This window comes from Avibacterium sp. 20-132 (genome assembly GCF_023611925.1).
GTDB lineage: Bacteria > Pseudomonadota > Gammaproteobacteria > Enterobacterales > Pasteurellaceae > Avibacterium.
In genome coordinates this window covers 1,419,026-1,440,793 of record NZ_CP091456.1, presented here as the reverse complement: position 1 = coordinate 1,440,793, position 21,768 = coordinate 1,419,026, and the positions used below count along the sequence as shown (strand labels likewise).

General features: G+C 40.7%; 23 protein-coding genes. 15 read left to right on the top strand and 8 right to left on the bottom strand.

The window, feature by feature from the left end; translation table 11 throughout:
• Nucleotides 1-2 precede the first annotated feature (2 nt).
• The 7 genes from rpsF (at nt 3) to L4F93_RS06855 (ending at nt 5,370) form a co-directional block, all read left to right on the top strand.
• The gene (rpsF, locus tag L4F93_RS06885) at nt 3-380 is read left to right on the top strand and encodes a 30S ribosomal protein S6 (protein WP_103854031.1); all 378 of its coding nucleotides are present in this window, start codon (nt 3-5) and stop codon (nt 378-380) included.
• Nucleotides 367-693 carry a primosomal replication protein N gene (gene priB / locus L4F93_RS06880; protein ID WP_250349611.1) on the top strand — a complete coding sequence of 109 codons (327 nt, stop codon included), beginning with the start codon at nt 367-369 and terminating at the stop codon, nt 691-693. The genes rpsF and priB overlap by 14 nt, the downstream gene beginning before the upstream one ends.
• Nucleotides 694-705: 12 nt before the next feature.
• Nucleotides 706-930 carry a 30S ribosomal protein S18 gene (gene rpsR / locus L4F93_RS06875; RefSeq protein ID WP_035687245.1) on the top strand — a complete coding sequence of 75 codons (225 nt, stop codon included), beginning with the start codon at nt 706-708 and terminating at the stop codon, nt 928-930.
• Nucleotides 931-947: 17 nt separating this feature from the next.
• Nucleotides 948-1,397 (top strand): 50S ribosomal protein L9, encoded by a 450-nt coding sequence (gene rplI, locus L4F93_RS06870; RefSeq protein WP_126371816.1) that lies wholly within the window; start codon nt 948-950, stop codon nt 1,395-1,397.
• A gap of 191 nt (nt 1,398-1,588) precedes the next feature.
• Nucleotides 1,589-3,934 (top strand): ribonuclease R, encoded by a 2,346-nt coding sequence (rnr, locus tag L4F93_RS06865; protein ID WP_250349610.1) that lies wholly within the window; start codon nt 1,589-1,591, stop codon nt 3,932-3,934.
• 141 nt (nt 3,935-4,075) lie between these two features.
• Nucleotides 4,076-4,816 carry a 23S rRNA (guanosine(2251)-2'-O)-methyltransferase RlmB gene (gene rlmB, locus L4F93_RS06860; RefSeq protein WP_250349609.1) on the top strand — a complete coding sequence of 247 codons (741 nt, stop codon included), beginning with the start codon at nt 4,076-4,078 and terminating at the stop codon, nt 4,814-4,816.
• Between the two features lie 38 nt (nt 4,817-4,854).
• Nucleotides 4,855-5,370 (top strand): DUF5358 domain-containing protein, encoded by a 516-nt coding sequence (locus L4F93_RS06855; protein ID WP_250351650.1) that lies wholly within the window; start codon nt 4,855-4,857, stop codon nt 5,368-5,370.
• Between the two features lie 135 nt (nt 5,371-5,505).
• Here the strand turns inward: L4F93_RS06855 and nanA are convergent, their stop codons facing one another.
• The 5 genes from nanA to L4F93_RS06830 are packed head-to-tail and all read right to left on the bottom strand — an operon-like array spanning nt 5,506 to nt 9,382.
• Entirely contained in the window at nt 5,506-6,387 is an 882-nt protein-coding gene (gene nanA, locus L4F93_RS06850) for an N-acetylneuraminate lyase (protein WP_250349608.1), read from the bottom strand.
• A gap of 19 nt (nt 6,388-6,406) precedes the next feature.
• Nucleotides 6,407-7,276, bottom strand: coding sequence for a MurR/RpiR family transcriptional regulator (locus tag L4F93_RS06845; protein ID WP_250349607.1), 870 nt, complete (start codon nt 7,274-7,276; stop codon nt 6,407-6,409).
• A 21-nt stretch (nt 7,277-7,297) separates the two neighbouring features.
• On the bottom strand, nt 7,298-7,768 hold the full coding sequence (gene nanQ / locus L4F93_RS06840; protein ID WP_250349606.1) for an N-acetylneuraminate anomerase: 471 nt from the start codon (nt 7,766-7,768) through the stop codon (nt 7,298-7,300).
• Nucleotides 7,769-7,783: 15 nt separating this feature from the next.
• The gene (locus L4F93_RS06835) at nt 7,784-8,674 is read right to left on the bottom strand and encodes an N-acetylmannosamine kinase (RefSeq protein ID WP_250349605.1); all 891 of its coding nucleotides are present in this window, start codon (nt 8,672-8,674) and stop codon (nt 7,784-7,786) included.
• 18 nt (nt 8,675-8,692) lie between these two features.
• Nucleotides 8,693-9,382: an N-acetylmannosamine-6-phosphate 2-epimerase gene (locus L4F93_RS06830; RefSeq protein WP_250349604.1), complete on the bottom strand. Its 690-nt coding sequence runs from the start codon at nt 9,380-9,382 to the stop codon at nt 8,693-8,695.
• A 346-nt stretch (nt 9,383-9,728) separates the two neighbouring features.
• On the opposite strand from L4F93_RS06830, the gene L4F93_RS06825 reads away from it, so the two are divergent.
• From L4F93_RS06825 to ispD, 5 genes are all read left to right on the top strand, one after another.
• Nucleotides 9,729-11,576 (top strand): TRAP transporter large permease subunit, encoded by a 1,848-nt coding sequence (locus L4F93_RS06825; protein WP_250349603.1) that lies wholly within the window; start codon nt 9,729-9,731, stop codon nt 11,574-11,576.
• A 368-nt stretch (nt 11,577-11,944) separates the two neighbouring features.
• A complete protein-coding gene (locus tag L4F93_RS06820) occupies nt 11,945-12,928 on the top strand; it encodes a sialic acid TRAP transporter substrate-binding protein SiaP (RefSeq protein ID WP_250349602.1) in 984 nt (327 codons plus the stop codon).
• Between the two features lie 50 nt (nt 12,929-12,978).
• Entirely contained in the window at nt 12,979-14,124 is a 1,146-nt protein-coding gene (locus L4F93_RS06815) for an N-acetylneuraminate epimerase (RefSeq protein ID WP_250349601.1), read from the top strand.
• A 150-nt stretch (nt 14,125-14,274) separates the two neighbouring features.
• Entirely contained in the window at nt 14,275-14,553 is a 279-nt protein-coding gene (ftsB, locus tag L4F93_RS06810) for a cell division protein FtsB (RefSeq protein WP_250349600.1), read from the top strand.
• Entirely contained in the window at nt 14,553-15,254 is a 702-nt protein-coding gene (ispD, locus tag L4F93_RS06805) for a 2-C-methyl-D-erythritol 4-phosphate cytidylyltransferase (RefSeq protein ID WP_442778833.1), read from the top strand. Before ftsB ends, ispD begins: the two co-directional genes overlap by 1 nt.
• A gap of 56 nt (nt 15,255-15,310) precedes the next feature.
• Here ispD and argH read toward each other — a convergent pair whose 3' ends face one another.
• From argH to argC, 3 genes are all read right to left on the bottom strand, one after another.
• The gene (argH, locus tag L4F93_RS06800) at nt 15,311-16,684 is read right to left on the bottom strand and encodes an argininosuccinate lyase (protein ID WP_250349598.1); all 1,374 of its coding nucleotides are present in this window, start codon (nt 16,682-16,684) and stop codon (nt 15,311-15,313) included.
• Between the two features lie 83 nt (nt 16,685-16,767).
• Nucleotides 16,768-17,541: an acetylglutamate kinase gene (gene argB, locus L4F93_RS06795; protein ID WP_250349597.1), complete on the bottom strand. Its 774-nt coding sequence runs from the start codon at nt 17,539-17,541 to the stop codon at nt 16,768-16,770.
• Nucleotides 17,542-17,552: 11 nt separating this feature from the next.
• Entirely contained in the window at nt 17,553-18,560 is a 1,008-nt protein-coding gene (gene argC, locus L4F93_RS06790; protein ID WP_250351649.1) for an N-acetyl-gamma-glutamyl-phosphate reductase, read from the bottom strand.
• Nucleotides 18,561-18,671: 111 nt separating this feature from the next.
• Here argC and argE point away from each other — a divergent pair, with 111 nt between their 5' ends.
• The 3 genes from argE (at nt 18,672) to L4F93_RS06775 (ending at nt 21,746) form a co-directional block, all read left to right on the top strand.
• Nucleotides 18,672-19,814 carry an acetylornithine deacetylase gene (gene argE / locus L4F93_RS06785; RefSeq protein ID WP_250349596.1) on the top strand — a complete coding sequence of 381 codons (1,143 nt, stop codon included), beginning with the start codon at nt 18,672-18,674 and terminating at the stop codon, nt 19,812-19,814.
• 358 nt (nt 19,815-20,172) lie between these two features.
• Nucleotides 20,173-21,132, top strand: a complete 960-nt coding sequence (msrP, locus tag L4F93_RS06780; RefSeq protein WP_250349595.1) for a protein-methionine-sulfoxide reductase catalytic subunit MsrP — start codon at nt 20,173-20,175, stop codon at nt 21,130-21,132.
• Nucleotides 21,132-21,746 (top strand): sulfite oxidase heme-binding subunit YedZ, encoded by a 615-nt coding sequence (locus L4F93_RS06775; RefSeq protein ID WP_250349594.1) that lies wholly within the window; start codon nt 21,132-21,134, stop codon nt 21,744-21,746. Before msrP ends, L4F93_RS06775 begins: the two co-directional genes overlap by 1 nt.
• Nucleotides 21,747-21,768: the final 22 nt, after the last annotated feature.

Here is a 21,768-nt window from a genome sequence, read left to right as displayed (position 1 = left end):
TAATGCGTCACTACGAAATCGTGTTTATGGTTCATCCGGACCAAAGCGAACAAGTACCAGCGATGATTGAGCGCTATACCAATTCTATTAAAGAAGCGGGCGGTCAAATCCATCGTTTAGAAGATTGGGGTCGCCGTCAATTAGCTTACCCAATTAACAAATTACACAAAGCACATTATGTGCTAATGAATGTAGAAGCGCCTCAAGAAGTCATCGACGAGCTAGAAACAACATTCCGTTACAATGATGCAGTTCTTCGTAACGCAATTATTCGTACTAAGCACGCCGTAACAGAAGCGTCCCCAATGGTTAAAGCACGCGAAGAGCGTAAACCTTTAGCTGAAGTTGAAAACAACGATTTTGAGGATGCTGAAGAGTAATTCAAAAATTGATAATCGCTTCTCATTAATAGGGCAAGTCAGCGACTTTCCTAAGCGAAGCAAAAGCCCTAACGGAATTGAACATTGTCGTTTTTATTTGGAACACCGTTCCGAACAGCAAGAGGCAGGATTACCTCGCCAAGCTTGGTGCAAAATCGCCGTTCAAGTTAGTGGTCATCAGTTAATTGCAAAAACTCAAAGCATTACGGTCGGCAGTAACTTATTGATAGTGGGGTTTATTACTTCACATAAATCAGCAAATGGTTTAAGTCAATTAGTATTACACGCCGAGCAAATCGAATTTATAGATTAGGAGACTAGCCAAATGGCACGTTATTTCCGTCGTCGTAAGTTCTGCCGCTTTACAGCGGAAAACGTTCAAGAAATCGATTACAAAGATATCGCAACGTTAAAGAACTATATTTCAGAGAGCGGCAAAATTGTTCCAAGCCGTATTACCGGTACTCGTGCGAAGTATCAACGTCAATTAGCTCGTGCAATTAAACGCGCGCGTTTCTTAGCGTTACTTCCGTACACTGATAATCAGTAATTAAGGAGAATACGGTAATGCAAGTAATTCTTTTAGATAAAGTTGTTCACCTTGGTAATGTTGGTGATCAAGTTAATGTTAAATCTGGTTATGCTCGTAACTTCTTAATCCCACAAGGGAAAGCGGTTATGGCAACCAAAGCTAACGTTGAATATTTTGAAGCACGTCGTGCAGAATTAGAAGAAAAAGCAGCAAAAGCACTTGTGGCAGCAATGGATCGCGCAGAGCGTCTTGAAGCCCTTGAGTCTGTAACTATCGCAAGTAAAGCGGGTGATGAAGGCCGTTTATTCGGTTCTATCGGTACTCGTGATATTGCTGATGCTATCACAGCTCGTGGTGTTGAAGTTGCGAAAAGTGAAGTTCGTTTACCAAACGGATTAATCCGTACTACAGGTGAACACGAAGTACGCTTCCAACTTCACGGTGAAGTATTCGCAAACTTACGTCTTATCGTAGTTGCTGAATAATCGCCGCTTTTTATAAGATAAAAAACCCAGCTAATGCTGGGTTTTGTTTTTAAAAGTCAGTTATCGCGTTATTCGCTTATAGATACAAATAATAAAAATCGCTTTGCCTAAAATATCTCCAATTCTTTCCTTGCTTTCCCTTTCCTGCAATGTCAAACTTACAGCAATCTATGCCACATAAGGAAATCATTATGGCTAAAAAAATAACAAAAAAAACCACCGCACTTTCCGATCCGAATTATCAACAAGAATTAAAAAAATACAGTAATCCTGTACCAAGTCGTGAATTTATTCTCAACATCATTCGTGAACATAATGCGCCAATGTCAAAAGAGGAATTATTTTCCGTTTTAGCTATTCGCGATGAAGAACGCCAAGAGGCAATGCGTCGCCGTTTACGAGCAATGGAAAACGAGGGGCAACTTATTTTTACTAAGCGTAAGCGCTATGCCTTGCCAGAAAAATTAGACTTAATCAAAGGAATGGTGATTGGGCATAAAGAAGGTTATGGCTTTTTACAAGTGGAAGGTGTAAAGCAAGATTTATTCATTCCAAATGGACAGATGAAACAGGTAATGCACGGCGATTATGTTCTTGCCCAGCCAAGCGGTTTTGAGCGTAAAGGACGTCAAGAAGTGCGTATTGTGCGTTTATTGGAAGGGCGTAAAAAACATATTGTCGGACGCTTCTTTTTAGAAGAAGGCATTGGCTATGTTGTCCCCGATGATAGCCGTATCAATTATGATATTTTAATCCCTAATGAATATCGCCACGGTGCGCGAATGGGGCAAGTTGTCGTGGTTGAACTCAAACCACGCACTGCAATGTTCACCCGTCCAGTGGGGATGATTATTGAAGTACTAGGCGAAAATATGGCAAAAGGAATGGAAACCGAAATTGCTATTCGCAATCACGATATTCCCCACGTTTTCCCAAGTGCGGTGCAAAAACAAGTCAAAAAATTCACTGAAGAAGTGCCAGAAGCCGCCAAAAAAGGACGGGTTGATTTACGCCAACTTCCTTTGGTTACGATTGATGGGGAAGATGCACGAGATTTTGATGATGCCGTGTATTGCCAACGTAACGCAAAAGGCGGTTGGAAACTTTGGGTTGCAATTGCGGATGTGAGTTACTATGTTCGCCTGCGTACTGCATTAGATAATGAAGCCTATAATCGAGGCAATTCCGTGTATTTCCCAAATCGTGTTGTGCCAATGTTGCCAGAAGTCCTATCTAATGGCTTATGTTCGCTCAATCCACAAGTTGATCGTCTATGTATGGTGTGTGAACTGTCTATTTCTGCCAAAGGAAAAATGACCGATTATCGTTTTTACGAAGCGGTGATGAATTCTCACGCCCGTTTAACCTACACTAAAGTTGCGCGTATTTTAGACGGTGATGAAGAATTACAACAGCGTTATGAACCTCTTGTTCCTCATTTGCAAGAATTACACCATTTGTATCAAGCCTTAGTAAAAGCCCGTCAGCAACGCGGTGCAATTGATTTTGACACGATAGAAAGTAAATTTATTTTCAATGAAATGGGACGCATTGAGCGCATTGAACCCGTAGTACGTAATGATGCCCATAAAATCATCGAAGAATGTATGATTTTAGCTAATATCGCCGCGGCAAATTTTATGGAAACGCATAATGAACCCGCATTATATCGTATTCATGCTGGTCCGAGTGAAGAAAAGCTGAGCGCTTTCCGTGCTTATTTAGTCGAACAAGGATTAAGTTTGGGTGGTGGAGCAAAACCGACAACAGAAGATTATGCCAAATTGCTCGTGCAAGTGAAAGAACGCCCCGACCACGAACTTATCCAAACTATGTTACTACGATCCTTGAGCCAAGCCATTTATTCCCCTGATAATATTGGGCATTTTGGCTTAGCCTTGACGCAATATGCGCATTTCACCTCGCCAATTCGCCGCTATCCGGATTTAACCTTACATCGTGGAATCAAATATTTACTGGCTAAATTACAAGGTTCAAAACGTAAAACCACGGATTCTGGTGGTTATCATTATGCACTTGATGAAATGGATAACCTAGGTGAACATTGTTCAATGACTGAACGCCGTGCCGATGATGCAACCAGAGAAGTAGCAGATTGGCTCAAATGTGAATATATGCAAGATCACGTTGGCGAAGCATTTAGTGGCGTGATTTCTGTGGTAACCGGCTTTGGCTTATTTGTGCGTTTAGATGAATTATTCATTGATGGGCTTGTGCATATTTCAACCTTAGATAATGATTATTACCAATTTGATGTAAATCGCCAGCAATTAATCGGCGAAAACAGTGGGCGAATTTACCGCCTAGGCGATAAGGTTACTATTCGTGTAGAGGCGGTTAGCCTTGAGCAACGACAAGTGGATTTCTCACTCATTAGCACTGAACGTAAACCTCGACGAGAAGGAAAAACAGCCAAAGATAAAGCGAAAAAAGGCTTTCGTTATGCAGAAAGTGCGAAAAAGCAAAAAGAGAAATCGGCGAAAAAATCGAAAAATCGAAAAATCAAAGTGCGGTGAAAAAATCAGCCATTTCTGCCAAGAAAAATAAACGTAAATCGCCCCGCACTCAGTAAAAATGAGTTTGCGAAAAACTGGCGGAAGGAAGACAAACAAGCGTATAATTCCGCCTTATTTTATCTATCAATGTAAAGGATAACAATGTCTGAAAATATTTATGGAATCCACGCAGTTAATGCTTTTTTGGCAAATGCTCCTGAACGAATTATTGAAGTTTATGTGCTAAAAGGGCGTGAAGATAAACGCTTACAGCCCGTTCTCAATGCGCTTTATGAGCTTGGTATTTCTGTTCAATTTCTTAACCGTGAAACCCTTGATAAAAAAGCGAATGGTGAAGTACATCAAGGGATCATCGCCCGTGTACAACCTACAAAAGAATTAAATGAAAATGATCTCGATCGCATTTTACGTGATCAACCAACACCGCTTGTCTTGGTTTTAGATGGGGTTACCGATCCGCATAATCTCGGCGCTTGCTTGCGAACAGCTGATGCGGCTGGTGTATGTGCCGTGATCGTACCAAAAGATAAATCTGCCCAGCTTAATGCTACGGCACGCAAAGTGGCTTGCGGTGCTGCGGAAGTTGTTCCCCTTATTCGGGTGACCAATCTCGCTCGTACACTAAGAGAATTACAACAAAATTATAATATGTGGGTGATTGGCACGGCAGGTGAGGCAACAGAAACCTTGTATCAAACAAAACTGACGGGGTCACTGGCTTTGGTGATGGGCGCAGAGGGGGACGGAATGCGTCGCTTAACCCGTGAAACCTGCGATCAATTGGTGAGTATTCCAATGGCGGGATCGGTTTCTTCCTTGAATGTTTCCGTTGCGACGGGCGTTTGTTTATTTGAAATTGCGCGACAACGTTTAGCAGGCTAACAATGAAAAAATCAGTCTTCACCCTTTTTATCAGCTTGATGACGGCTTGCACTTGGCATACCGCCACAACGCCTATTCCAGCCCAATTTGCTGGGGCAGATTATGTATTATCGGATAAAGATGCACAACGCTGGGTTGCCGCAAGTCGCCAAGCAGAACAATGTATTTACCCGAATTTAACTCGCATTCAACAAACCCATTTTAGTAAAGAAGATGCTTATATCCACGCGCAATATGTGTTCTTCTATCCGTTAGAAAATATCATCGGTGAAGATTATCTTAAAATCATTCAAGATGATGAAAAAGCAATGGGTTATGCGCAATATCAGTTCAAAAAATTCAAACAAACTGAGTTTGAACCTTTAACTCAAGCTGAATGCAATGTGTTACGTCTTAAAGCACACGATGATTTAGCGGTTGTGAAAGGGCAATATAAAAGCGGTATGGCAGAAGTCAACAAAGAAGAAGATAGCAAAGCAAGCAACGGCGTTGCCACTAATGATAATAAATTCTTCTTTGATATTATTAAGTGGGGCGCGACGCTACTGCTATAAAAATGCGTAAAATTTACACCGCACTTTATTTTGGGTAATACGCTAAACACAAAGAAAAAGGCGAGAAATGCTAGCCAAAATCATTGCTGACTAAAAAGAGCGGAGATTTTCCGCTCTTTTTTCTTGAATAGAAAATTATGATAAAAACTTCGCTTTCAATGCTTTTGCCACAGCAATTTGTTGTTCAGTGGCTTTGGCTGTCATTGGTTCGCGACAATAACCTGCATCCACGCCTTCCAATTTAAGTAATTCTTTAATGGTGAGGTATAAGCCATTTGCTAAAATACCTTCAATCAGATCATTGGTAACCTGTTGAATTTCACGCGCTTCGGCAAGTTTGCCAGCTTGAGTTAATTCAAAAATTTGTCTTGCTCGGATACCGTTTACATTAAATGTACTACCAATTGCACCATCCACGCCAAGAGCAGCGGCAGGTAACATCATTTCATCAAAGCCTGCCCAGATAAGATGATCGGGATAGGCTTTTTTCAAGCGTTCTAAGAGATAGAAATCACCTGCGGTGAATTTCACCCCTAATACTTTTGGATTTTTATAAAGTTCCCCAAATTGTTCCACGCCAATGTTTACACCCGTCAAGAATGGAATGGAATAAACGATCATATTATTGCCCGTTTCCTCAATAATGGTATCGTAATAATGTTTGATTTCCGCAAAACTAAATTTGTAATAGAACGGGGTTACCGCAGATAAACAGTCATAACCAAGTTCGGTGGCATATTTACCTAATTCTACGGCTTCGTGTAAATTCACGCTGCCTACTTGAGCAATCAATGCCACTTGGTCTTTTGCCTCATCTTTGGCAATGCGGAAAATTTCCTTTTTCTCAGCAGTGGAAATCATAAAGTTTTCCCCTGTGCTACCGCCCACATACAAGCCATCGACTTTCATTTTATCAATGTTATGGCGAATAATTTCACGCAACCCTTTTTCATTGATTGAGCCGTCTTCGTTATAAGACACAAGCAATGCGCTAAAAATGCCTTTTAAATTTTTCATTGGTTTCTCCTAAACTGATTTATTTGATCCGCTGTTCTAAAATCACATTCACGGTTTTTTGCTTCATTTCTGTTGCATTTTCTTCTTCGGCTTGCACGATCAAGGCATAAATTAAATCTAACACAAAGAGTTGTGCAATTTTTGTTCCGATAGAATCTCCTTGTAGCTGCCCCTGTCTATGCCCGTTAATGAGGACATAATCGGCAACTTGCGTAATTGGTGAGCGTAAATTGTGGGTTAATGCGACAGTGGTTGCTCCATTTTTTTTCGCAATACTCAATGATTGTGTGGTTTCTTTGGAATAGCCTGAATGGCTAATGCCAATGACCACATCCTCTTTATTCATTAAAGCCGCTTGCATATACATAAAATGATTATTACTAATTGCATCAACCTGTAAACCAATACGCATTAACTTATGTTTCGTATCTTCCGCAGTAAGCCCTGAAGAGCCAACACCAAATAGAAACACGCGTTTTGCTTGTCGCATTGCCAACACCACTTGTTCTAGCTGCTTTACATCAAGTAAATTAATGGTTTCTTTAATCACATTATTTATAGAATTATGTAATTTTTCTGCGATGCTTTGCGTATCATCATTTTTGCTAATATCGCTTTCTAACAACGAATTTGGCTGTTTTTCTTTAGTTGCCAATTCAATAGAAAGCTGTAATTTGAAGTCTGTAAACCCTTTGAAGCCGAGAGTTCGACAAAAACGAATAAAGGTCGCCTCGCCCACATCAAACTGTTGTGAAATTTCTGCTAATGAAAATTGGCTTAACAAATGTGGAGAAGATAAGATCGTAGTCGCAATTTTCTTCTCCGTTTTTGTCAGGCTGTTATACAACGCCCCAATGGTATCCAGAATATTCCCACTTGTTGCAACCATAAAACTTCTCCCTGTGTTTGTTTAACTCACTAACGCCACTGGTACTTTTACCACTAATTTTTTAATAAATTGCCCATTCTCCCCTGCAATACACCCCGGTTTATGAGGTTCATAAGGGAAAAATACGGCAAACATTTTTGACAATAAATGCACCGCACTTTTATTTGGAATATCAGGCGTTAGTTGATAATCATCTGCCTCGTTATACTCATTATAAGTACTCAGATCAGGCTCATTGACGCCATATTCAATCACTTCATTACCGCTGATTAGCAGTTGAATATCGATGTATTTATGATGAAGTTCTGCTTGTTTACTGTCGCTTGGTGTGGTGTCAAATTCCATCACATTCATATAAATTTGATCCGTAAGATCGTGGCGTCCAATCGTTAATTTTGCCAGATCCATCCGTCTTAATTGATGACAAATTTCTGCCAGCACCATTGGTAAACCTCTGGCAAAGTCATCACGGGTTAAATCACCTAAAATCATTGTATTCTCCTCATTTTATTCTTTATATTGTTGAGTAAGCCAATAAGCCGCCCCTAATAAACCAGCATCAGCCCCCGATCTCGCGGGTTCGACAGGGCATTGATAAAAAGCGGGCATTGCCTGTAAATATTGTTGAACTAAGGGTAAATAGCCTTCCGCCAAGCCTACACTCCCCCCCAACACCACTTTTTGAATGTCTAGGCTAATCACCATATCGGCAATTAAATTGGCAATCGCTCGTGCGGAGCGTTGCACAAGTGCGGTGGCTTTTTCATCATTTTTTCTAAAGCGTTCAAATACTTCTTTGGGGGAACAAGGTTCCGTCCATTGAGAGGCAACTGCTTCAATGGCTCGTCCAGAAGCAATAGCCTCCACGCAGCCTTGACGCCCACAACCGCACATTGGCCCATTAGGATCAGCAAGGCTATGCCCAATATGCCCTGCAATGCCATTCACCCCAGTGGTTAATTCGCCATTTAGAATAATTCCACCGCCGACACCCGTGGAGACGGTAATAAATAAGAAATTTTGCACCGCACTTTTATTTTGAGCCTGATCTTGTAATTGGTATTCGGCACACACCGCCGCTTGTACATCGTTCAGTAATCCGATCGGCTTGTCAGTATAACGCGCAATGCAATCTTTCAATGGAAAATTCGCTAATCCCCCTAAATTTTTCGGGTTAAGTGCGGTCAGTACACCACGATTAATAATCCCTGTGGATGCCACTGCCACTGCATCAAACTGCCCAGCATACTGGGTAATTAATGTTTTTAACGCCTGCGTCATTCCTTGTGCAGACTGATCTTGCGGAGTGCTAATTTGCTGGCGCTGGGAAATGACGCCATTTTCCACCAATGCGGCTGCAATTTTTGTGCCACCAATGTCTAATGCCAAACAACGCATATACCATCCTTGTTCTGGTTAGGATTTTGCTGATTTCACCGCACTGGCAAACCAACTCACAATATGTTCTAAACGCGTGAGCGCCGATCCTACGGTTACCACATCCGCCCCTATTTCAATGGCTTTTTTCGCCAATTCTGGGCTGTTATAGCGCCCTTCTGCCATCACATAGCAGCCTGCCGCCTTAAGATCTTTCACCAGTTGATAATCTGGCTCATCAGGAACTTCACCACCGGTATAGCCCGACATTGTACTGCCCACAATATCAAAGCCTAATTGCTGGCAATATAATCCTTCTTCCAAGTTCGAGCAATCCGCCATCGCCAAGCAGCCTAATTCTTTAATTTTTTTCACCGCACTTTCAAGTGCTACTGGACGAGAACGCAATGTGCCATCCACCGCAATAATGTCAGCCCCCGCCAGAGCCAGATCTTCAATATCTTGCAAAAATGGGGTGATTCGCACAGGGCTATCAGGCAAATCGCGTTTTACAATCCCAATAATGGGCTTATCCACTACGGGACGAGTTGCTTTTAGATTTTCGATTCCTTCAATTCGCAATCCCGCTGCACCGCCTTGTACAGAAGCTTGTGCCATTGCTGCCACAATTTCAGGCTTATCCATAGGGCCATCATCAACGGGTTGACAAGAGGCAATAAGCCCATAGCGAATCTGATCTAGCACATCTTGATGTGATAATTTTGACATAGAAACTCCAAGATATTTTTAAGAAAGGAAGTTAATTTTCGCTGGGTGCTAGGATAGACCTCTGAAAATAAAATACAAGAAAAATAGTTCAAAAGTGAGATCTAGATCTCAAACTGGAGTAAAATTTCATAAAACAATTTGAAAAAACGCCATTAGCCTTGTATTTTAAAAGGGAAATACCGTTTTTGCTAAAAATGATGTTGTTCTCATCTTAAACAAAAATCAGGATTATCTTGAAATATTACTTCATTAAAACTTGAGAACGAAAGCATTACAAAGCAAATCCGTTTCACATTTCATTATAGACAAATATCACAATGTTTAGTTGGACATCTTTGGAGTTCCTATGAAATATTTCAATAAATTAGAAGAATGGGTGGGGGGTGTTTTATTCCTCACCATTTTTATCATTCTTCTTGCCCAAATCATCGCCCGCCAAGTGTTTGACTCTCCATTTATTTGGAGTGAGGAACTGGCGCGTTTACTCTTTGTTTATGTTGCTATGTTTGGCATTAGTATGGCAACGCGTGCGCAACAGCACGTTTATATCGACTTTCTCACCAATTTAATGCCAGAGAAAGCACGAAAAGCAATAAACTCATTTGTTCAACTAATTATTTTTGCTTGTATTTTCTTATTTATCTATTTAGGTTTTAAAGTCTTTTTAGATGCCAGTTTTGAAATTGTTTCCTTGCAGATTTCGGAAAAATGGCTTTATGCGCCCTTGCCATTCATTTCAATGTTAGTGTTTATCCGCTTTCTGCAAGCGCAAAGCGAGAATTACAAAAATCAACTTAGCTATTTGCCTGCCACTTTGTATATTATTCTTGCTTTGCTCCTGTTTATCATTTTAATGACCCACCCAGAATGGTTTAAAGCCTTACGCATTAGTAACTATATCAAGCTAGGTAGCAATGCCGTGTATGTCTGCTTGATTGTGTGGCTTGTCATTATGTTTCTTGGTACACCTGTGGGTTGGTCGTTGTTTATTGTTACCATTTTATATTTTGCAATGACGCGCTGGAATGTCGTTAATTCTGCCTCCTCAAAATTAGTCGATAGCCTAAACAGCTTCCCACTGCTTTCTGTCCCCTTCTTTATCCTAACGGGAATCTTGATGAATACAGGGGGAATTACCGAGCGAATTTTTAACTTTGCGAAAGCCTTGCTAGGGCATTATTCTGGCGGTATGGGACACGTAAATATCGGCGCAAGTTTAATTTTCTCTGGAATGTCAGGTTCAGCACTTGCCGATGCTGGGGGATTGGGTCAGCTTGAAATTAAAGCGATGCGTGATGCAGGTTATGACGATGATATTTGTGGTGGGATCACCGCAGCATCTTGTATTATTGGGCCTCTCGTGCCGCCAAGTATTGCGATGATTATTTATGGCGTCATCGCCAATGAATCTATTGCTAAACTCTTTGTAGCAGGCTTCGTACCCGGTGTGTTACTAACCATTGCATTAATGGCGATGAACTATGCCATTGCGAAAAAACGCCATTATCCGAGAACGCCAAAAGCCTCATTGCAACAACGTTGTGAAGCATTCAAAAAAGCGATTTGGGCGATCTTAACCCCCATTCTCATTATTGGCGGTATTTTCTCTGGCTTATTCACACCAACAGAAGCTGCGGTGATCGCCGCTGCCTACTCCATTATTATTGGAATGTTTGTTTACCGTGAACTCACATTAAAAATGGTGTTCAAAAGTTGCGTTGAAGCAATGGCAATCACAGGGGTGACTGCCTTAATGGTAATGACGGTAACTTTCTTTGGCGATATGATCGCCCGTGAACAAGTGGCAATGCGTATTGCCGATCTCTTTATGGCAGTGGCAGACACACCAACAATGGTGCTAATTATGATCAACTTGCTACTATTATTCTTGGGAATGTTTATTGATGCCCTCGCACTGCAATTCTTAGTGCTACCAATGCTCATTCCAATTGCCGTACATTTTGGTATTGATCTCGTGTTCTTTGGGGTAATGACCACATTAAATATGATGGTGGGGATTTTAACGCCGCCAATGGGAATGGCATTATTCGTGGTCGCTCGTGTGGGTAATATGCCAGTGAGTACGGTAACCAAAGGGGTATTACCGTTCTTAATCCCCGTGTTTACCACCTTGGTGCTTATCACCATCTTCCCACAAATTATCACCTTTATTCCAAATCTGTTAATGCCATAACAGAAAGGAAAAAACAAAGTGCGGGTGAAAATTCACCCGCTTTTTTATCACGAAAAATGTCTTAAAAAACTACCGCACATTAATTTCTAGAGAAACTTTTTACAAAAAAATGGAGTATCATTTCATACCCTAACATATTCCAACACATTTAAACTTAAGTGAATTCAAGATAAAAGCGGTTAAAAAGTTTTTTAATCTTTTTTCAATTTTGTGATATAGCTCTCAGTAATGAAATATTACTTCATTTATTATATAGCCATTAGGTCGTTCCCTCCGTTATTTGGTCTCGTCGTATCCCCAAAGAGAATACGCCCTAACCATTTAGATTGAAATGTTCTACTCTGCAAATCAATGAAAGGAGAATTGCAATGAAATTAAATAAACTTGCTCTTGCTACATTATGTTTAGGTCTATCTACTTCGGTGTTTGCCGCAGACTATAACCTAAAATTTGGTATGGTTGCTGGTACAAGCTCCAATGAATACAAAGCGGTTGAGTTCTTTGCGAAAGAAGTAAAAGACAAATCTCAAGGTAAAATTGAAGTAGCAATTTTCCCAAGCGCTCAACTTGGTGATGACCGTGTAATGCTTAAGCAACTTAAAGATGGTGCATTAGACTTCACGCTCGCAGAATCTGCACGTTTCCAAATTTTCTACCCAGAAGCAGAGGTATTCGCACTGCCTTATATGTTGAAAAACTTTGATGTGGCGAAAAAAGCGGTGTTAGAAACCAACTTTGGTAAAAACTTATTCGCTAAAATTAATAAAGAATTAGGCGTAAGTGTACTTTCTATCGGTTATAACGGTACGCGTCAAACCACGTCAAACCGCCCAATTAATAGCATTGCAGATATGAAAGGCTTAAAACTGCGCGTGCCAAATGCCGCAACAAACCTTGCTTTCGCTAAATATGTCGGTGCAACGCCAACACCAATGGCGTTCTCTGAGGTGTATCTTGCACTACAAACTAATGCGGTAGATGGGCAAGAAAACCCATTACCAACCATTCAAGCGCAAAAATTCTATGAAGTACAAAAATACTTAGCATTAACTAACCACATTTTAAACGATCAACTTTACGTTATCAGTAATGAAACCCTTGATGAATTACCTGATGATTTAAAAGCGGTAGTAAAAGAAGCCGCACTTAAAGCAGCCGATTATCACACTAAATTATTTGTGGACGGTGAAAATGACTTAATTGCTTTCTTTAAAGAAAAAGGCGTAACGGTCACACAACCCGATCTTGCCCCCTTCAAAGCGGCATTACAACCGTACTATGATGAATATTTGAAAAAGAATGGTGAAGTTGGAAAACAAGCTGTAAAAGAAATCTCTGAGTTAGCTAAATAAGCGGTTTGCTTGCTCACTTTAAGCAATAACCTTAACGACAAGAGGTCAATATGAAAAAAACAGCATTACACAGTGCATTATTTGCAGCAATTGCAATGACAGCTTTTGCTACACAAGCAAGCCAATATCCTGATTTGCCAGTCGGGATTAAAAGTGGAACAGGGGCATTAATTGGCGATACCGTTTATGTTGGTTTAGGAACAGGGGGAGATAAATTTTATTCTCTTAACCTAAAAGAGAAAAATGCTAAATGGCAAGAATTACCTGCTTTCCCCGGTGGAAAACGTAATCAACCCGTTTCTGCGGGCGTAGAGGGCAAGCTCTATGTATTTGGCGGTTTTCAAGATACGGATGTAGCAAAAAATCAAGTGATTAATGATGCTTATCGCTATGATCCAGAAACAAACTCGTGGACAAAATTGCAAACCCGTTCCCCACGCTCTGCAGTAGGGGCAAGTGTTGCTGAAACTAACGGTAAAATTTATTTTGTCGGCGGCATTAACCAAGAAATTTGGAATGGGCTTTTCCAAGATATTGCTGCCGCAGGTGGCGATAAAGACAAAGAAAAAGCCATTTTTGATCCTTATTTCAATTTACGCGTACAAGATTTCTTCTTCTCACCAGAAATTGTCAGCTATGAGCCAGCTACTAACACGTGGCGTAATGAAGGCATTTTCCCCTACTCAGGACGAGCAGGAGCTGCGGTGGCAATTAAGGATAACAAACTTCTTGTTGTAAACGGAGAAGTAAAAGCAGGATTGCGAACCCAAACCACGGAGCTTGGTACGATCGGTAAAAATGGAGTGACTTGGAAAAAATTGGGTGATTTACCAACACCGAAAGGGCAAAAACAACAAGAAGGGATTGCGGGCGCAATGGGGGGCTACAGTTACGGTAACTATATTGTAACAGGTGGGGCAAACTTCCCGGGCGCACGTGCAAATTATCAAAATGGTATCAACGATGCACACCGCACTGGTGGGTTGAAAAAAACGTGGCATAGTGATGTTTATGCACTCAATGCCAAAAAAGGGACTTGGAAAATCATTGGTAACTTGCCAGAACCAATTGGTTATGGCGTGAGTGTAAGCTATGACAACAAAGTGCTATTAATCGGTGGTGAAGGTCAAGGAGGAAAAGCCCTCACCTCAGTTCAAACAATGAGTTATGATGGAAAAAAACTGGTTGTTGAATAACACAGACCGATAAATGTAAGACAAGGCCCCGCTTGCGGGGCTTTTTTCATAAAATGTGAAAAAATTACACCGCACTTAATCCTATCCATTTCTACAAATTTTACGCATTTCAAGGTAAACTATGGCAATTTTTACTGAACGAGAAAAATTATGCGTTTATTAATTTTTATTTTGGCGGGGTTTGCCTTACTTTTTCAATATGATTTTTGGTTTGGAAAAAACGGCTATGTAGATTATAAAAATACAGAAAAAGAAATTGCCTTGCGCCAACAAGAAAATGAAAAACTATCCCAACGTAATCAAGCGATTGCGGCTGAAATTAAAGATCTCAAAGAAGGCGTGGATGCCATTGAAGAGCGTGCCAGATTACAACACGAGATGGTAAAACATAACGAAACCTTTTATCGTATAGTAAAAGAGCATAAATGATGAAATCATTACCACGTGAAATTATCGCTGTTGTCCCTGCTGCAGGGATCGGCAGCCGTATGCAGGCAGATAAACCAAAGCAATATTTAACCATTCAGGGAAAAACGATTCTCGAACATACGCTTGATGTATTAATTCACTACCCTGCAATTAACCACATTATTGTTGCGGTAACCCCAAGTGATCCGTATTTAGCGGAAATTGATTTACTCAATCATTCAAAGATTCAGCTTGTTGAGGGAGGAAAAACACGCGCAGAGTCGGTACTAAATGGCTTGCAGCACATTGAAAGCAAAGCAAACACTTGGGTTATGGTACACGATGCGGCACGTCCTTGTCTTACTCATCAAGATCTGGATAAATTATTACAAATCAATGATAACAATGGGGCAATTTTAGCGATTCCTGCCGTGGATACGATCAAACGCACAAATTCAACCTTACAAATTCAACAAACGGAAGATCGCTCACAACTTTGGCTTGCGCAAACGCCCCAATTTTTTCCTGCTCAAACACTCAAACACGGCTTGCAACAAGCCTTAGCCAATCATCTCTCTATTACTGATGAAGCCTCTGCGATGGAATTGATGGGCTTTCAGCCTCATCTTGTAGCAGGCAGAAGTGATAATCTCAAAATCACTCGCCCTGAAGATTTGGCACTGGCGGAATTTTATTTAAGCAGAAGAAAACCCATTTCTTAAATTATCGCCAAAAATAAAGGGCAATGTTTGCTTTGCCCTTTTACTAAAAATCCCGATTATTTCAACCGCGCTTTTGCCTCTGCAATGGCTTCGGCAACACGCAATGGGGATACCCCGCCTTTAGCACAACGTTTATCAAGGCAAGATTGTAACGAGAGGATGTCATACACATCATCACTGATCACATCGCTGAATTGACGGAACTCTGCTAAGCTCAGATCTTCTAAACCTTTGTGAACACTAATTGCATAAACCACAGTTTCTCCAACAATATGGTGAGAATCACGGAATGGTACGCCTTTAGCAACCAGATAATCCGCTAATTCCGTGGCATTAGAATACCCTTTCAATGCCGCCTCACGTGTACGTTCAACATTGACTTTAATGTCATCTAATACAAAGGTCGCCATATCTAAGCAATCTTGCCAAGTATCTAACGCATCAAAAATGCCTTCTTTGTCTTCTTGCATATCTTTGTTATAGGCAAGCGGTAAGCCTTTTAGGGTCATTAACATTCCTGTTAAAGCGCCCATCACGCGCCCTGCTTTTCCACGGATTAATTCACAGGCATCGGGGTTTTTCTTTTGTGGCATTAATGAGGAACCTGAAGTAACGCGATCAGAAAGTTCAACAAAATCTGCTTCACCGCTATTGAAGATAATCATATCTTCGGCAAAACGAGAAAGATGCGCCATGCTTAACGAAGCAGTCGAAAGCAATTCGATAATATGATCACGATCAGACACACTGTCTAGGCTGTTACGAGTGGCACTTGCAAAGCCAAGATCCTGTGCTAATTTTTCACGATCTATGGCATAGGCTGTTCCCGCCAATGCGCCACTACCAAGTGGGCAAGTATTCATTCGTTGGTAAGCATCAGATAAGCGAGAATAATCACGTTCTAACATTTCCACATAAGCCATACACCAATGTGCAAAGGTAATCGGTTGAGCGCGTTGTAAATGGGTATAACCCGGCATTACTGCGTGTTGATTGTTTTCTGCGGTATCCACTAATTTAGTTTGCAAGGCACGAATAGAATATTGCAGCTCCGTAACACGTTGCTTACACCACATTTTTATATCTAATGCCACTTGATCATTACGGCTACGCCCAGTGTGTAATTTTTTACCTAAATTCCCAACTTTATTGATCAGCTTACTTTCTACCCAACTGTGGATATCTTCCGCATCATCTTGCAAAATACCCTGTAAATTTGACCGCACTTCAATTAAAAGCGCATTTAATGCTTGTTCTAATTGTTGTTGCTCTTGCTGGCTTAATACGCCAACACTGACCAAGGCTTTTGACCAACCAATTGAACCTTCAATATCTTGTTCGGCAAGGCGATAGTCAAAACGTAATGAATCATTAAAATCTTTAAAACGTTTATCCGCGGCTTGTGTAAAACGTCCACCCCAAAGTGCCATAGTTTATCCTTATCTTTTTGATTTTTATCATTAAAAATGTAGAGGCGAACGTAAATGTTCGCCCATACCAAATTGCTTTACGCTTAAGGTAAAATTCTGGTGCCGATTATCTCACCTGCAAAAAGTGCGGTCAATTTTTCTGGATATTTCCAGTTGGCAATATCCACTCCCGTGTTAAGTATTTTTGCTGCCTCCAATGCGGCATTGACCTTAACGATCATTCCGTCTGTAATCACACCTTGCTGAATAAGCTGTTGAATTTGCTCGCTATTAAGCTGTGGTAGGCGTTGTTTATTGGCATCTAAAACCCCATCCACATCAGAAAGCATCACCAGATCGCCCCCCATTAATGCCGCAATCGCCGTTGCTGCTTGATCCGCATTCACGTTCATTAAACGCCCTTGCGCATCTACCGCAATAGAACTAATAATAGGCAAAAATGCCTCGCTTAATAATGTATGTAATAGTTGCGGATTATTGGGAAATACGTTCGCAACGTGTCCTAATTCAACATCAATTTGTTTCGCGCTTGTTAATTGCCCATCCGCTAAACAAAGCCCAACAGGATTAAGATTAAATTTCGTCGCTTGCGCCAACAATGTTTTATTTGCAATCCCCGCCAGTGCGCCTACAATAATTTCAATTTGATCAGAAGGGGTAACCCTTAACCCATTTTTCTTCTTGACTGGCAACCCAAGACGTTGCATTAATTCATCAACGATACAACCACCACCGTGTACAATAAGCAGAGGACGAGCAAAATTTTGCTGATAATTTGCTAATGCGGTGAATAAATTTTCCATTGCTTGTGGCGTATCTAACAGCACACCACCTAATTTAATCACTAAAGGTTTCATTCTTTTTTCCACTAAATCAAGCCTAAGGTTTCTGTTAAACCATAACGAATATTAGCACATTGTACCGCTTGTGCTGCTGCACCTTTGAGTAAGTTATCTTCTGCGCCAACAATGATGATATAACCGTTTTGAGTGGCAAATCCAATATCACAATAAGGCGTAAATTCTACGGACTTAATACTTGGTAATCCTTGTTTATAAACACGCACCAGTGGTCGATTCGCATAATATTGCTGATAAGCGTCGTGAATTTGAGCGTCTGTTACATTTGCGTTTAATTTTGCGGTGATTGTCGCCAAAATACCGCGTTTAAAATTGCCGAGATGTGGCGTAAAAATGACATTTGTGCCTAAATGCGTGGCAATTTCAGGCTGATGCCGATGGTTAAATACGCCATAAGCATTTAAGCTCACCTCACAAAAACTGTTCGTCAGTGAAGCTTTACGCCCCGCTCCGCTTACCCCACTCACCGCATTGATAATTGGCAATTGATTGAGATCTAATAAATTATTTTCAATCAACGGTTTTAAGCTCAGTTGTGAAACCGTTGGATAACAACCTGCCACCGCCACTAAATCGGTTTGTGCAATGGCGCGATCATTCCATTCCGCTAACCCATAAACCGCTTTTTCTAATAATTCAGGATGGCGATGTTCAAAGCCATAATATTGTGGATAAAATTCTGCGTTGTTTACGCGAAATGCGCCGGATAAATCAAAGACTTTACATTGATTTTGCAAGAAAATTGGCGCAAGATCGTGGCTCACTTCGTGTGCGGTGGCTAAAAATACCAGATCATTTTCTTGGGCAAGTGCGGTTAAATTTTCCCCCAAAGGTTGTAACGGTAAATCCACAATATGCTTAAGCTGTGGATAAATATCGGAAATGGCTTTATGTGCATCTTGGCTTTGCGCAGAAACATATAATCCATTAAGTTGAAATGCGGGGTGCAACGTTAAAATACGAGCCAGTTCAGCCCCAGTGTAGCCACTTGCACCAATAATGATGGCTTTTTGCATAGAACACATAGAAAATTTGCCTCATAGAAAAAGATAACCCTTGATTAATTATGCTATTGTTATGCATAATTAATCAAAAATCAATCTTTAATTTAATACAGGATAAACTTAATGAAAAAATTGCCTACTTTTCTTGAAATGTATTCTCAGCTTATTGCCTTGCCTACCATCAGTAGCGTAGAAGCAGAATTTGACCAATCAAATAAAACGTTAATTGAACTTCTTGCCACTTGGCTTAATGAGTTAGGTTTTAAAACGAACATTATCCCCGTGCAGGGCAGCCGAGAAAAATTCAATTTACTAGCCACTTATGGCGAAGGAGAAGGGGGACTGCTCCTTGCAGGACATACAGATACCGTACCTTTCGATGAAGGACGCTGGCATTTTGATCCTTTCAAACTCACCGAAAAAGACGGTAAATTTTACGGCTTAGGCACAGCAGATATGAAAGGGTTCTTCGCGTTCGTATTAGAAACCTTACGCCATATTGATCTCTCTAAACTAAACAAACCATTACGCATTCTCGCCACCGCCGATGAAGAAACTACCCTACTTGGGGCAAGAACGTTCAGCCAACACAGCCATATCCGCCCAGATTGTGCGATTATTGGCGAACCAACATCATTAAAACCCGTTCGCGCGCACAAAGGACATATTGGGCAAGCAGTAAGAATTACAGGTAAAACAGGGCATTCGAGCGATCCAGATAAGGGCATTAACGCCATTGAATTAATGCACGAAGCAACAGGCTATTTAATGGAGATACGTAACGAGTTAAAGGAAAAATATCATCATTCCGCCTTTGCCATTCCTTATCCGACAATGAATTTTGGTGCAATCCACGGGGGGGATGCAGTAAATCGTATTTGTGCATGCTGCGAATTGCATTTCGACATCCGCCCCTTACCACAAATGCGTCTAGAAGATCTCAATGAAATGTTACAAGAAAAACTTCGCCCAATGTTTGAAAAATGGGGCGATCTGATTTCACTCCGCGCCTTGCATGAACCCACCCCGGGTTATGAATGCGAACACAGCGCCCAAATTGTCCAAGTGGTGGAAAAATTACTTGGCGAAAAATGCGAAGCGGTGAACTACTGCACCGAAGCCCCTTTTATTCAACAACTCTGCCCAACCTTGGTGCTTGGACCGGGTTCAATCGAACAAGCCCACCAGCCAGATGAATACCTATGTGCAGAATTTATTAAACCAACGAATGAATTATTGAGTAAGTTGATTAAGCATTTTTGTTAAAACGTTATCTATAATTGGATTAATTTAGAAATGGCGGGCGTTACTTCGCTTTGTCAATGCGAATGATAAAGCGCTTTACCTTAAACAGCTATCCATTTAAGTGATAACGCGTAAAAAAGCATTCCAGTCCTTCTTAGCCACATAGTTGTGGCTATCTCTTAACTCAGTCATCGGATCAGTTCACCCGCAACTATTCAATAAACAACTTGTCTAACAATCAAACAATATATAAATCTTGTCATTTAATTTTAGAATAAAATGACGGCGCCTCCCTCACTTTATTATTTATATTGTCTGCGGTGTGTTGCCTTATCTTAAACATCAAACAGGCTCCCTTTCAGCTTAGGAGGATAATAGCATGAAAAAGCAGATATTAACTGAAAACGATGTAACGCCAGAAGATGTATTTTTAAACCGCAGAAAATTCTTGATTGGCGTTGGTGCAGTAAGTGGGAATATGATACTCCCAAATACAAGTATTGCTAACCCTGTAATAGATAGACGAAAGCCTCTTAATGCGATTAAAGATACACCGAATACATTACCATTGACGCCAGAAAATAAAGTCATCGGTTATAACAACTTCTATGAATTTGGTGTTGATAAAGGCTCCCCTGCGCAATACGCGAAAAATTTTAAAACGGATCCTTGGAAAGTTGAAATTACGGGTGAGGTACAAACTCCATTAACTTTAGATTTGGATGATCTTTATCATCGTTATCCACTACAAGAACGCATTTATCGATTTCGTTGTGTTGAAGCCTGGGCAATGGTGATTCCTTGGATAGGCTTTGAATTAAAAGCCTTACTTAATGATGTCAATCCCACCAGTAATGCCAAGTATGTTATATTTGAAACCCTATATGATCCTGAACAAATGCCGGGACAAAAAAATTATTTTTTCGGGGGAGGAATTGAATATCCTTATATTGAAGGATTAACCATCGCAGAAGCGATGCACCCTCTAACTTTACTTTCCGTTGGATTATATGGAAAAACGCTTTCTCCCCAAAGTGGTGCGCCAATTCGCCTTGTTGTGCCGTGGAAATACGGCTTTAAGAGTATAAAATCCATTGTAAAAATTCGTCTCAGTGCCACGCGTCCGCTAACAACTTGGAACAAGCTTGCTCCTCAAGAATATGGTTTTTATGCGAATGTTAATCCAAATGTCCCTCATCCCCGTTGGTCACAAGCGAGTGAACGCATTATCGGTCGTGGTGGATTATTTGATAATAAGCGCCAACCTACTTTACTGTTTAATGGCTATGATGAAGTCGCTTCACTTTATAATGGGTTAGATTTAAAGGTGAATTACTAATGAAGCAAATCCATCTTATCGCTCACCTTTGTGCCTCTTCTCCCCTACTATGGTTGGTTTATGAGTTAGGTATCAATAATGGTGAATCTTTTGGCGCAGATCCTACTAAAGAGCTTATTCATTTTCTTGGCTGGATTTCATTAAGTTTATTTCTAGCATTATTTCTTTTCCGTCTTATCATTCAATTATTAGGGAGAAAATCACTTTCTCCCATACATAAAATAATCGGTTTATGGGCTATTGGGTGGGCATTTTTGCATATTCTTGCCTATTTATACCTAGAATTAGGTTTCAATATGGAATTATTCCTCAGCGAGATCCTCACTCATCCTTATTTATGGGTTGGCGTCACTGCGCTTTTATTATTCTGCGTTAGTACTACTGTGATGCTACCTGCACTTCGTCAATACTTAAAACAAAAAACGTTTATCCTTCACCAGTTTAATTATCTTGCATTAGGGTGTGCATCAATCCATTATTACTGGTCAACGAAAAGCTATAACCTCAATGCCATCATTTACTTACTCTTTGCTTTCTCTATTGTGGCTTATTTTCTCTATCAACGAAGACCACTAATAACTATGAGAGAAAAAAATAGGACTGGGAAGAATTAACCTATATGGCTTTCCTCGCCAC

Bases quoted from the DNA above. Each gene is read 5' to 3' on its own strand.
- rpsF (WP_103854031.1), top strand. From the start codon at position 3: ATGCGTCACTACGAAATCGTGTTTATGGTTCATCCGGACCAAAGCGAA.
- priB (WP_250349611.1), top strand. From the start codon at position 367: ATGCTGAAGAGTAATTCAAAAATTGATAATCGCTTCTCATTAATAGGG.
- rpsR (WP_035687245.1), top strand. From the start codon at position 706: ATGGCACGTTATTTCCGTCGTCGTAAGTTCTGCCGCTTTACAGCGGAA.
- rplI (WP_126371816.1), top strand. From the start codon at position 948: ATGCAAGTAATTCTTTTAGATAAAGTTGTTCACCTTGGTAATGTTGGT.
- rnr (WP_250349610.1), top strand. From the start codon at position 1,589: ATGGCTAAAAAAATAACAAAAAAAACCACCGCACTTTCCGATCCGAAT.
- rlmB (WP_250349609.1), top strand. From the start codon at position 4,076: ATGTCTGAAAATATTTATGGAATCCACGCAGTTAATGCTTTTTTGGCA.
- L4F93_RS06855 (WP_250351650.1), top strand. From the start codon at position 4,855: ATGACGGCTTGCACTTGGCATACCGCCACAACGCCTATTCCAGCCCAA.
- nanA (WP_250349608.1), bottom strand. From the start codon at position 6,387: ATGAAAAATTTAAAAGGCATTTTTAGCGCATTGCTTGTGTCTTATAAC.
- L4F93_RS06845 (WP_250349607.1), bottom strand. From the start codon at position 7,276: ATGGTTGCAACAAGTGGGAATATTCTGGATACCATTGGGGCGTTGTAT.
- nanQ (WP_250349606.1), bottom strand. From the start codon at position 7,768: ATGATTTTAGGTGATTTAACCCGTGATGACTTTGCCAGAGGTTTACCA.
- L4F93_RS06835 (WP_250349605.1), bottom strand. From the start codon at position 8,674: ATGCGTTGTTTGGCATTAGACATTGGTGGCACAAAAATTGCAGCCGCA.
- L4F93_RS06830 (WP_250349604.1), bottom strand. From the start codon at position 9,382: ATGTCAAAATTATCACATCAAGATGTGCTAGATCAGATTCGCTATGGG.
- L4F93_RS06825 (WP_250349603.1), top strand. From the start codon at position 9,729: ATGAAATATTTCAATAAATTAGAAGAATGGGTGGGGGGTGTTTTATTC.
- L4F93_RS06820 (WP_250349602.1), top strand. From the start codon at position 11,945: ATGAAATTAAATAAACTTGCTCTTGCTACATTATGTTTAGGTCTATCT.
- L4F93_RS06815 (WP_250349601.1), top strand. From the start codon at position 12,979: ATGAAAAAAACAGCATTACACAGTGCATTATTTGCAGCAATTGCAATG.
- ftsB (WP_250349600.1), top strand. From the start codon at position 14,275: ATGCGTTTATTAATTTTTATTTTGGCGGGGTTTGCCTTACTTTTTCAA.
- ispD (WP_442778833.1), top strand. From the start codon at position 14,553: ATGAAATCATTACCACGTGAAATTATCGCTGTTGTCCCTGCTGCAGGG.
- argH (WP_250349598.1), bottom strand. From the start codon at position 16,684: ATGGCACTTTGGGGTGGACGTTTTACACAAGCCGCGGATAAACGTTTT.
- argB (WP_250349597.1), bottom strand. From the start codon at position 17,541: ATGAAACCTTTAGTGATTAAATTAGGTGGTGTGCTGTTAGATACGCCA.
- argC (WP_250351649.1), bottom strand. From the start codon at position 18,560: ATGCAAAAAGCCATCATTATTGGTGCAAGTGGCTACACTGGGGCTGAA.
- argE (WP_250349596.1), top strand. From the start codon at position 18,672: ATGAAAAAATTGCCTACTTTTCTTGAAATGTATTCTCAGCTTATTGCC.
- msrP (WP_250349595.1), top strand. From the start codon at position 20,173: ATGAAAAAGCAGATATTAACTGAAAACGATGTAACGCCAGAAGATGTA.
- L4F93_RS06775 (WP_250349594.1), top strand. From the start codon at position 21,132: ATGAAGCAAATCCATCTTATCGCTCACCTTTGTGCCTCTTCTCCCCTA.